Genomic DNA, 12,589 nt, shown 5'->3' with positions numbered 1-12,589 from the left:
ACTTCGTGGCTATTTGTCAGCAGATCAAATAGCCACAAAGTCTGTTTTTTATTTATGGAGTTTTCCCTCAAGCATTTTGATAAAATATCCACCTACTACCGAGCGAGCTTGGAAACCAACTTGCTTGGCATTTGTAGTTTCATGCCAGTCAGATAATGGAACTCTTGAGGTTGTTTCGTTAGCAAATTTCCAAATTGGGTGAATCAATGCTTGGAAATCTTGTTGCGAATCAGCCATCGTTGCTGTCCACATAATCCAGTCAGACTTGGTATATGTTTTTCTAGAATCTAAAGGCAAACCGTATTTTTCTTGTTTGTTCAAGTAATACTTAATTTCTTTTTGCATTACTGATTTTGGAAATACATTTAAGCCCAAAAGCTCATCCCAAACCAAGTTGTATTTTTGAGACCAAGTACCTTTTTTGTCGAAAGTCAAAGCATAGTGATCTCCATCTTCGGCCATTGTCTGCCATTTGCTTGCCATTTCTTTTGCAATAGCTTGATATTTAGAAGCAGTAGCTTTGTCGCCAATCATTTCTGCCATTTTTGCATAAGATGCAATGCCCATAATAGCTTTAGCTGACAAGTTGATATTACGAGCCAAGTGACCAGCAAAGTCGTCTGTACATAATTGGTTAGCTGGGTCAAAACCGTATTCTTCCAAGTATTTTACCCATGTCGATAATGTTGACCAGTGTTTTTTGGCGTAATCACCATTTCCATCTACAATACAAGTTGCGGCAGCTAAGGTAATCATGTTTCCACATTCTTCAACTGGCATATCTTCTCCATAAGTTTGACCATTAGCCAATGGATAAGTACCTACATCGTGTGCTGCGAAAGGTTTTGCCCATTTTCCAGATTCAGAGTATTCGAAAATAAATTCTAATAATCCTTTCATCAAAGTATTGTTGTACAACAAGAACATCGGTGCTGACGGATAAGTTACGTCAACTGTACCAATAGAACCGTTTGAAAAGTTTTCTTTCGAGAAAAACAACAAGGTACCATCTCCACGGTCAACAGTTTTGTGCGCTGCAATAGCCTGACGATAAGCTAGTTCACATAAATCTGCGTATTCTTTGCCACCTGCTTTTTGTGCATCTTGATACAATTGTTGATCGAATGCTGCTGTTTTTGCCATCAATCTAGTGTAATCTTTTTCAGCCTCATCTAACATTTTTTCTGCTGTCATCGAAGCATCTCTACGCCACCACGCACGCAAGTTTTTACCAAAATATTGAACTGCGTAAATATCATCATAAGCCAAAATCAAGTGATTAGATTTTGAAGTTTGACCAACAGTACCAAAATCAAATGTACTTTTCAAAACTCTTTCTTGAGGAGTTCCTGTGGTAAAAGTAGCATTTTTTGCTGCTACATACGCATATCCCCAGTCGATACGGAGGTCATCGCCACGTTTTCCTAAGATTTTTTGCTCAACTGAACCTGCTGACATCAATTTCAATCCTCCAGCAGTATTTGGTAATACTTTTGTTGCTACTTCCTGAGAAGTCATATTCACGGCTAAGTCTGCCGAAACATCCATTTTCACTTTTACTTTGTGAGAACGACCGTCCTTAGCGCTTGTTTCGAAGGTTACATACGAAGCTGGGCGAGCCAAAACCTCTAATTCGTCCATCAACAGGGGAGAGGTAAAAGTAGCTTTTACCTGAACACCATTAGCATCAAATGTATAAATAGTGTTAGTAGCTTTTACCTGAACACTTGTTTGAGTAGCCGCTGTTACTGGTGTTGCTGGAGGTAATTCTTCCTGAATACCTACATCCACAAAACCACCACCAATTGGATTGATACAGTGTACTGCAATAATATTTTTTCCAGGTTTAATAGCTTTTTGTGCTGCTGGTGAAAGTTTATATTGCTCATAACCAGCAATATAACAAGGGCCACACTCGTATGCTAAAACGCCATTGATATAAATTTGAACATCGTCGTCATTACTTACTTGTAGTCTTAATTTCTCAGCATTGAATTTTGCAGGAAGTTCTACTGCACGACGATACCAGATTGTTTTTGTTTTCCAATCGGTATTTGGACGCATTGGATTGCTACCAGCACCGTCACCAAAAGGAGCTGTACCTGTTTTCCAAGCATTGTCGTCGAATGATTCTTTTTCCCAACCAGCAGCAGGCTTATCCAACGTGTATTTTGCTTGATATACTTTTTCTGCGGCTGTAGTAGCGTAAGTTTTGTAATTGATTTTAGGCATTCCTAAAAATTGAAAAGCTTTGCCATCAACTTCGACAATACCTTGAAGAGAGTGATTTTTGCCAGTCCAGTGTCTTGTTACTGACTCATTAGCTTTGTCTGTAACAGACCAAATACTAAAATAAGGGTCATTCGCAATGAGTGGAACAGCAGGTGGACGCAACTGTTGAGCTTGCGTTGAAATGCTGAAAAGGCTCAGAAGTGCAACAATTGATTTTTTCATGTGATAAAATTGATTCATGATATAGAGAATTGGGTGGGAAAGAAATCTCATGTTTGGGATAAAACACTTGATTTCTTTCAAACTCTCTACTATTATTTGATTAAAGGAAATGCTACAACTCTTAATTTACTACAACCATACGGAATAAGTGTGATGGTTTGTTCTTTGTTATCGACCGCCCCTTGATAGAACCCGTCGCGGGTGGTAACAGGAATGCGGGCAACACCGTCGTTATTGATGATCCAAGCTGGAATTTGTTTGGCCGAAAGTTTGATTTCTATAGGAGCATTTTGAGCATTCCAAACATAACCTTGCGGCATTCCTTTAGTAGTTACTTGTAAAAATTTGCTTGGTTTTTCGGCTACTGAAGTAGGAATACCGAAGTTCCAAGCACTTTTTGGGAGAATTTCATAAAAAGTACCTTCTTCTTTAATTTCCTTTTTATTCCATTCTTCTTCGATTTTTAAGGCATAAACTAGTGGTCCTTTTTCGACAACTCTTGAATTATGTGCCCATACACTAGTACGAACTTCACTAGGAAAATGTAAGGTAATTTTGTCTCCATTTTGCCACTGACGTTGAATTTTTACAATTTCGCCAGCTTTTCCTTTTTTGAATTCCTTACCGTTGATACTAATGGTAGCTTCTTGGCACCATTCGGGGATGCGGAACTCCCAAGGAAAAGTGACGGCTTTAGCAGATTGTAGCTCAAAGTTGATTTGATCTTCAAAAGGATAGTTAGTGCTTTCGTTTATCGTAACCTCTACGCTATTGCCCACGTTAGCTTTTATACTTGATGGTCCATAAAGTAAGCTCGCTAGACCATTTTCTGGCGTTGCATACCAAAGATGACTTACAAATTTTGTCCAGCCTTGGTGCATATTTGAAGTACAACACGTGTATCCAGCGTAAGGACCAAATACGTTATTCATACCGCGATAAAATGGTAATGAGAAATCATAAGTACCACGTCTAACTTCCACCTGATTGGCTGTCTGGAAATACTGACGAGAGATATAGTCATCTGTTGTTTGCGTAGGTAAAGCATTGTAAGTCATGCGTTCAAGTGCTTGTGCATACATTGGGTCACCTGTGATACCTAGGACATTTTCAAGCGAAAACATAGTTTCGACAATAGCACAAAGCTCTACACCTTGAGAAGGTTCGTTTCCGTGCAAATCTTCATCTCCAGAAAACATTCCGTGAGGTAAACCATGCAAAGTCATGATGTCTTTCCAACCTTGGCTCATCGCTTTGAGATAATAGTCGGTTTTTTGACTTTGATAATAAATAGCTGGTAATTTGATACCCATCCCCACATTTACCGCATGACGATCCATCCAACTTTCACCCGTTTGATTGGCTGAAGCCTGCATAACCCAGTTTCTTTCTGCCATGTATTGTGTCCATGGAGTGGTTTGTTGGTAGAGTATATCAGCAAGTTCTAGTAAAGATTTATCCCCAGTTTGATTGTAGAGCCAATAAGCAGACATGATATTGTCACCCCCACGAGCACGAGCCCAATCTGTCCATTTGTTGAGCGGACAAGCCTTGATGGATTGTAGTTGATAGTGAAAATATTTGGTCATGAACGGAATGACACGAGCATCTTTGGTTGCAGTATAGTATTGTTGCAATACCTTAAGCATTACCATTCTTGGCCACCAGTCAGCACCTTGTTCACATGAGCTTATGGATTTTCCTTTTCTTTCTTCGTTGGTCAACGGTCCAAAGAAACCATTGGGTCTTTGTGTGGAAAGTGTCCAATCTATATATTTTTGAACCTTTTGAGTGAGGGTTTTATCTTCGAGTAAATAGGCTAATGGCACAGCGCCATCCAACCAATAAGGGGTTTCTTCCCAAGCATCACCTTTGCCTCCTAACCATCCATTGTCGTTTTGGACTTTAGGGAAATATTCGTCCAGATGCCCTGTTGCCCCTTTTTTCATGACTTCGAGCTGTTGACGAAGCCAACCTTGTGGCTTTACAGCTCCTAAAGGCAATTCGATATATTTGAGAGGAGCTAAAGGCGCTTTATTTCCTTGATATTGTGCTTTTTGAGCCAAACCAGACCAAGCGCATAAAATAAATAAAGTTAGAAGTAAACGGTTTTTCATCATATTCATAGTTAATAGTTATCTAGTATTTGTTTCAGTACCAGTAAATATATTGGATGCAAAATGTTAATCACCAAGGTTTTATAAAACTTGATTTGTACTTTTCTAAATTTTACACTTCTAAATTACCCATCGAGCAGATGGTAATGTTAAGAAAACAGATTAGTAGATAACTTTAAAATAACCCCGAGGGCATGACACCCCCGAGGCGTTCTCATAGAAAATTGGAATAATTTACGATTTGGGTAACCGCAATTGTGCATAAGTCAATTGCACAATTTCAGTGATACTCAAAGTCGCCAAATGCTTACTTTGCAGGTAAGGGCATCTGTGTTTGTGTACTTACTGGTTTTCCAAAGTTGGGAGTATCATCGGAGTTCCAAGTAAACTTTTGAGCTCTTGGTGAACGATGGTTTCCACAACCTTGATTGGGTTCTGGGTTAGCGTGATAAAGTATCCAGTCTTCTTTGCCATTGGCAGATTTGAAGAACGAGTTATGTCCGGGAGCATATACCTTATTTTCTGCTGATTGTTTGAAAACAGGTTGAGCCGATTTTTTCCATGAGTTAGGATTCAATAAATCAGCATTTGCATCTGCAGTAAGCATACCCAAGGCATAAAAGTCTGTCCAGCAACCACTTGCTGAATAAATGATAAATGCTTTTTTACCGTGAGATAAGTATTGAGGTCCTTCGTTTACGTTGACATGAGGTGGATTGGTTGCATCATTCAAATCTCCGTGCTTTTCCCAATCGTAATCAGATCCTGATATTTTAACTCGCTCACCATCGATGGTCCATGGGTTTTTCATTTTAGCGATGTAGATGTTTTGTTGCACATTTACATCAGCTTCCCAACCTGACCATATCATATAGAGCTGATTATTATGGGTAAAAACATCACCATCAATTGCCCATTTGTCATTTTTGTCAGCGACTTTCCCTTTAAATATCCACTCACCTTCCATAGGGTCAGCAGAGGCATTTTCTAATACATACATTCTATGGTTATCATTTTTGCCATCATCCGCAGCAAAATACATATACCATTTTCCTTGAATAAAATGAATTTCTGGCGCCCAGATTTCTTTAGAATACATCGTTCCTACTGGTGGTGTCCAGATAGTTTTCTTGGGTGCTGTTGCTAGTTCTGCTATGTTTTTCGTTTTCCACAAAACCAAACGGTTGCCTGTCGTATGGGTGTAATAGTAATACCCATCTTTATAAAAACTGTAAGGATCAGCTCCGGAGGGTAACAAGGGGTTCGTGAATGTTTCTTGACTTTGCGCCGAAACATCCATTTGCCCACAAGAACAAAGTCCCAAAGCAAGGATTATAGTTAATAATTTTTTCACCTTATATTGTTTAGTGTTTGATTATCAGTTATTTAAAATAGGTTAGTTAAGGTTTGTTCCGAGCATTTATATGCTCGGAACGAATTATTCAAGGTTCTATTTTTTCTGTGTCATAGACTTAATAAAGTCTACTTCATCTTGTTTGTATGGAGTTCCATCTTCTCTGAAAATGTCATGAAACCAAACTGGAGGCTCAGCATTGTATTGTTTAGTCCAACTATCCCAAGGGTAGATGGTCTGTGATTTTCCTGAAACAAAGCCCCAGTTGAACATGGCTACCTTGTATTTTTTAGCTATTGGCAATGAACCTTGAAATGTGCTTCCGTTGGGACGAGCCATATATTCGGTGCACAACATCGGTTTTCCATAGCGACTCAATTCTTTAATTCTACTTTCAAAGATGCTTGGGTTATCATAGTTGTGAAACGAAATCACATCCGATTCTTCCAATTGTACTTTTTCGATAGGTTTTAATTTTGAATCTTGAGACCAATCTCCCGCCCAAACACCAGAAGTAAGTGGTTGGGTAGGCTTGGCAGCACGCGCCCAAGTAAAAACTTTAGGGAGCAATTTCGTGATAATATCTACTTTATTTTTGATTTCTAATCTTTCATACGAAGGACCAGTCATATTATCTGGTTCGTTCCATACGTCCCAACCCAAAATTCTTTTATCTTTTGCATAATGACTTACGACAGCTCTAACGTATTTCTCTAAACGTACATACTGACTTTCGTCTTGCAAGGCTTTTTGTCCTGGACTTTGTACCCAACCAGAGTTGTGTACATAAGGCTTTGGTTCATGTTGTTTGCCCGTTTGTGGAAATGGATCCCAGCATGAATCAAAAATTACAATCAAAGGACGAATTTTATGCTTTTGGGCGATATTCAAAAATGTATCAATGCGTTTGTAAAATCCTAATGAATCTGTTTCATAAGCCAAATCATGTAAAAATACACGCATCGTATTCATACCTAGCGACTGAGCATATCCTAACTCCTTATCAATATTCTCTGTATCAAAAGTGTCCGCTTGCCACATTTCAAGTTGGTTGATAGCCGATTTTGGAAGGTAGTTTGCACCGACGAGCCAACTTTGTTTTTTATACCATTCATTTGCCTGCTCTTTTGTCCATACCTTGCGCACTTGGGCAGTTGAGTTGTTGGATATAGCACACATCATTAAAGCTGCCAATGAAATGCCTTTGTACCAACCTCCTTTGAACTTCATCATGTTTTCTTTTAATACGTTTAAGTTAATTAATTCGGGAATAATATCGCTAATAGCTTTCGATTCAATTTTTATTGAACTTATTTGATATTTTATTGAAACAAAGTAAGTGGATTCTCTTTGATGTTTCTATTCAAATATTAATCAAAACGTATCAAATTTGCGCTTTTTATTCAAATCATCAATTCAATGAACAATTTAGAAGGGCTATTTTGAGTCATTTTTAGGCAAAACTGTTCTATAGTGTTATAAAATTGTTCATTTCTATGAGACAAATGAGTATTTTGTCTTAGGTCGTTTCGAACGGCGTCATTGGTGTAAATTTTATAAATTCTGACTTCGAAATTGGATTAAAAGGGTTTATTGAATTGCTATTTTTTCCAATAAAATAGGCGTTTTTTAAAATTTAGTGATTTGCGATTGAGTGGATGAGTGATTATTTTCAATATTGTATTCTTGCTGTAGAGACGCAATGCTTTGCGTCTTAAGCTGAGTTAGCGTATCAAAAAAAGCGGTCGAAAATTATTTGTTCGACCGCTTTTATAATGGAAAGTTATAGAATCATCTTAGTTTCAATATTTGGGATGACTCAAGTTTGATATGATATTCTAATATGATAGCATTTTAGACACAAAGTGTTGTGTATTACACGAAAATTCAAATAATAATAATCACTAAATCGCTCAATCACAAATCACTAAATATCAAGATATCTATTTCAAATCCCAAGCTTCTACAATGTCTGCTCTTCGGGATTCGGGTATAACAATGAGTTTTTCGAGTTTGCCATTTTTCCATTCTACTTCTACGCTCGTCTGGTAGGGTGCTTGAAGTTTGAAATGCACATCCCATTCTTTGGGCCATGCTGGGAGTAGATATATCTTTTGATCTGTGGTTTGTAATAACATTTCTTGTAGTCCAATCATCCCTGAGCCTCCCCAGTTATGATCGGGTGTCCAGTCGTAACCCGGTCCCCAAAAAGTAGGGAATCGACGGGGAGCATTTTGTAGTTTAAGTGATAGCAACTTTTGGGCTTCTTCTCTTAGCCCAAGGCGTGCCGCAAAAATCACATCTTGTTTCCAACCAATATGGCTTCTAAACTTGATTACATCTGTATCATATAAATAGGTATTGCGTGCAGTGTCCAAGCCCGACTTTCCGACCCCATAGCGATTCCAAGGAAAAACGGGGTAAAGTTGTGGACTTTCTACATTATTGATACGCTCCCAAGTTTTGGCAGGAGCGATGGTTACATGATTTTCAAACTGTCTGAAACTCATTGGAGGAATTTTCAGGAGCATTTCTTCCCAAGTTTTTTTATTTTCAGCTACCATAGAAGGTGAGGAGAGAAGTTGCTCCAACACCGTTTTTAATCCTGCAATGGTTGAGCTAGGATTATAAGCCATTTTGTAAGTTTCTGCACCAGAACCCGGGTAAATGATTAATTGCTTGTTGCCGTCCAAAGCTTTACTACCTCGTTTTTGAGCTAAATATTGATAATGTTCATTAAAGAACCGTAGACAACTTTCTATTAATGGAATATATTCTGAAATGTTTTTTCCCGTGAACCGTTCCATTTCTAAAATCATGGAACAAAACTCCAATGCCGTATCCCATTCGTATTCGAGCCAAGCATTGTATTCCATGCCTTTGTCATAGCCAGCGGGACGTTTCCAACCATATTCTGCGGGATTGGGTAAACCAAAATTTTCAATTTGTTCTGTAAAACTAGCTCCTTGATGTCCCCAATAATATTTAGTTCGTAGTTCGGCATTGAGAAGAATTCTTTTATAAAAATCAAATTGAGGTTTCATAGCTTCAAAGTCGCCAGTTTTTAATAATCCCCAATAGACTAAACGCTGATTTTGAGCTGTATGTGTACCACCACCCCAGTTTCTAAAATCTGGAGTGAATTTCATGGTTGTATCTGTATAATAGGGGTCAACTGTGAACAAACCACCATTGAATTTTGTAGGATATTGTCCAAAATTATTACAAGCTAATTGGTATCTAAAAACCTGATAGTTGCGAGAGAGCTCCCAGCTTTTACTATTTTTTGGGTCAGGAGTAATATGAATAAAGCTTTTGTTCCAAAACTCTTTCCACCAATTTTGTGTAGCCTTTTGAGCCACTAGCATATTCTTTTCTCCCTCTGTTTGTGTATGTAATAAGTGTTTTTCCCAATCAGTGACACTATTTGTCGTTTCGGTGTTCAAACTGATCATGAATTGTTGCTGGCGAGATGATTTTATGGTTTTGATTTTCCAAGCTTTAAAATCTGTATCACGATATTTCCCTTGCTCAGTACCGTCTTGTTGCCAGTTATTTCCTGAAATGATACCTCCAAAAACTAAATTTTTGATAGGATTGTAAAACTGTTTTTTCAGACTATCTAACCCTTGTTGTTTCATAGCTACGTCAAAAGCTGAGATTTCATCACCATTGTCATGATAAAATAGGATTCCTTTAGGGGCAAAGCGAATGCTATCTTTACGTGTAACGACCTGATGGGGTGGTGCCCATTTATAGGAATTAGCATTATTTTCTTTGCCTTTACTCATCAAACGGTCTTGATAGCGCCAGTTTTCATACTGTGCTTTTGCCGAAATTGATTGATTACTATTGACTTCTACATAAATATTGGGATGAAAAACATCAACCCAAATTTTTACCTGTGTTTTGATTTTGCCATTGCTTCCTTCTATGATGACATCACCCGATGGTAATCTAAGTATTTGAGTAAAAGTCTTAGGGTTTTCAAATACATTTGGAGATACAGTTAAACGCATTCTTCCGAGTTTTAGGACCGCATTATTGTGATCAAAAGTACCGCTACGAGCAATATAAAAGAAAATATCTCCTTTTTCGACCCATACATTTAAGCCAATATCTCCGCCACCACAAGGCATAGACTCTCCTGCATGTTGACTCGGACTATTCCAAACTACATTGTATTGGTCGATATTGGAAGGGGTATTTTGTGCAAAAAGATGGCATAGACCTATACTCCACATGCAAACTAAAAATAGCATTCTTTTGATTATCTTCATTTCTATCAGATTGTTATAGAGGAAAAACCTTTTATTCTAAATTAATAGGATATTATCATAGCCTTTGAAAAAATCACCTCATTTTTGCACATTTTTTCTTACAACTATGCCAAGATACAATATTGGCTCTTAGTAAGAAAATATTGACTAAATGAAAGGCAATATGGTATAAAACTTTGAGAAAATGGTACAAAAAAACACTTTGACAGCCTAGTACCTTTGTTGACCGATGATAAGATTTTATATATTCCAAAAATATACGTCTTCTAAACTATGTTGAATATCCTACAAAAAGGCTTACTAATTGGATGTTTGGGTTTGATTTCTCAAACGCTTTTTTCACAGACCAAAGGGCTGACTAATACCCAAAATAGTAAGTATGCCAAACTCCAAAGTGTTGACATTGGGTCGGTGTCTTGGACCAAGGGTTTTTGGGCAGATAGATTTGAGGTTTGCAAAAATACGATGGTACCCACACTCTGGAATCGCTATAACGATACCACAAGTTGTCATGCCTTTCACAATTTTGAGGTAGCGGCAGGTCTGGCTAAAGGGCGTTTCAGAGGACCTTCTTTTCATGATGGAGATTTTTACAAAACCTTAGAAGCGGTGGCAGCGATGTATGCCTCTACCAAAGATCCTCAGTTGGAGGGATGGCTCGACCATGCGATTGAGGTAATTGGTAAAGCGCAAAAGCCCGATGGATATATCTACACCAAATCGATTATTGAACAAAAAGCTAGTGGAAAAACGCAAATGTTTGATGATAAGCTAAGTTTTGAGGCTTATAATTTTGGACACTTGATGACGGCTGCTTGTATTCATTATCGTGTCACTGGAAAAACAAGCTTATTGAATATTGCCAAAAAGGCGACAGATTTTTTGATTGGTTTTTACAATACAGCATCTCCTGAACAGGCTCGCAATGCGATTTGTCCATCTCACTATATGGGTATCATCGAAATGTATCGAACTACCAAGGAGCCTCGTTATTTGGCATTAGCCGAAAAACTGATTACGATTCGTGGTGAATCAGAAGGTACTGACGATAATTCTGACCGTGTTCCTTTTCGTAAAATGACGAAAGTAATTGGTCATGCGGTGCGTGCCAACTATTTGTTCGCAGGGGTGGCAGATGTGTATGCCGAAACGGGGGATGCTACTTTGCTAGCGCCTCTCAATGCCCTTTGGGACGATGTAATTAATCATAAAATGTATGTAACAGGTGCTTGTGGAGCCTTGTATGATGGTGTTTCTCCTGATGGTACAGCCTACAAACCTGATACTGTACAAAAAGTGCATCAAGCTTACGGGCGTTCTTATCAGCTACCAAATCATACTGCTCATAACGAAACTTGTGCCAATATTGGAAATTTACTCTGGAATTGGCGTATGCTTCAACTTACTGGCGAGGCTAAATATGCCGATATTATGGAGTTGGCTTTGTACAATAGTATTTTGTCTGGGGTTAATTTGGAAGGAAATAAGTTCTTCTATACCAATCCCTTGAGTGCCTCCAAAGATTTTCCTTACTTGATGCGCTGGCATGGCGGTCGTTCGCCCTATATCAGTAAATCAAACTGTTGTCCTCCCAATGTAGTGCGTACTGTGGCTGAGGTCAACAACTATGTGTATAGTTTGGCAAAAGATGGTTTGTATATCAATCTATATGGTGGAAGTACACTTAGAACGTCCTTGGAAAACGGACAAAAATTGTGGATTGAGCAACAAACCAATTACCCTTGGGAAGGCAGTATTACTTTAGATTTGAAAGAAGTACCTACCCAGAATTACACGATTTATTTACGTATTCCAAGTTGGACAACTGGTGCTGAGATTTTTATCAATGGTAAAAAACTAAATCAAACTATTACGATTGGTGAATATGTTGGAATTAAACAGAATTGGAGAAAAGGCGATAAACTAACATTGCGTTTGGCTATGCCTACCCAGTTGCTAGAGTCCAATCCACTTGTTGAAGAGACTCGAAATCAGGTAGCTGTAAAGCGTGGTCCAATTGTATATTGTTTAGAATCAGCAGATTTGCCTTCAAGCCAAAAACTGTCTTCTATCCTAATTCCGACCACAACTCAGTGGATTCCTAAAAAACAAAAAATTGTAAATACCGAAGTTACAGCATTAGAAGGCTCCGTGAAATTGGTTATAGATAATCAATGGAAAAATTCGTTGTACCGTCCTGTTTCAACCAATACCCAAACAACCAAAGTTTCGTTGATACCATACTTCGCCTGGGCCAACCGTGGCGATACCGAAATGAGTGTGTGGTTGCCTGTGAGTAGGTAGATGAGGGTTAAGGGAACAGGCACAAAGGCACAAAGTGTTCTATAAAATTGTGTAAAAACACTTCGTGTCTCAATTACTAT

General features: G+C 38.3%; 6 protein-coding genes. 1 reads left to right on the top strand and 5 read right to left on the bottom strand.

Annotated elements, in window-relative coordinates:
• Positions 1-48: 48 nt before the first annotated feature.
• The 5 genes from QM481_RS18475 to QM481_RS18455 form a co-directional block, all read right to left on the bottom strand.
• Positions 49-2,454, bottom strand: coding sequence for a glutaminase family protein (locus tag QM481_RS18475; protein ID WP_283382832.1), 2,406 nt, complete (start codon positions 2,452-2,454; stop codon positions 49-51).
• 92 nt (positions 2,455-2,546) lie between these two features.
• Positions 2,547-4,574, bottom strand: a complete 2,028-nt coding sequence (locus tag QM481_RS18470) for a beta-L-arabinofuranosidase domain-containing protein (RefSeq protein WP_283382831.1) — start codon at positions 4,572-4,574, stop codon at positions 2,547-2,549.
• Positions 4,575-4,878: 304 nt separating this feature from the next.
• Positions 4,879-5,925 (bottom strand): glycoside hydrolase family 43 protein, encoded by a 1,047-nt coding sequence (locus tag QM481_RS18465; RefSeq protein ID WP_310589675.1) that lies wholly within the window; start codon positions 5,923-5,925, stop codon positions 4,879-4,881.
• A gap of 96 nt (positions 5,926-6,021) precedes the next feature.
• Positions 6,022-7,158, bottom strand: a complete 1,137-nt coding sequence (locus QM481_RS18460; RefSeq protein ID WP_283382830.1) for a glycoside hydrolase 5 family protein — start codon at positions 7,156-7,158, stop codon at positions 6,022-6,024.
• Positions 7,159-7,868: 710 nt separating this feature from the next.
• A complete protein-coding gene (locus tag QM481_RS18455; RefSeq protein ID WP_283382829.1) occupies positions 7,869-10,205 on the bottom strand; it encodes a DUF5703 domain-containing protein in 2,337 nt (778 codons plus the stop codon).
• A gap of 273 nt (positions 10,206-10,478) precedes the next feature.
• On the opposite strand from QM481_RS18455, the gene QM481_RS18450 reads away from it, so the two are divergent.
• Complete coding sequence (locus tag QM481_RS18450) at positions 10,479-12,509, top strand: aceric acid hydrolase (protein WP_283382828.1); 2,031 nt, start codon at positions 10,479-10,481, stop codon at positions 12,507-12,509.
• Positions 12,510-12,589: the final 80 nt, after the last annotated feature.

The sequence above is a fragment of the Flectobacillus rivi genome, from assembly GCF_030056655.1.
Taxonomy (GTDB): Bacteria; Bacteroidota; Bacteroidia; order Cytophagales; family Spirosomataceae; genus Flectobacillus; species Flectobacillus rivi.
Note: the sequence above shows the minus strand (reverse complement) of the source record. Positions and strands in the feature narration are given on the sequence as shown.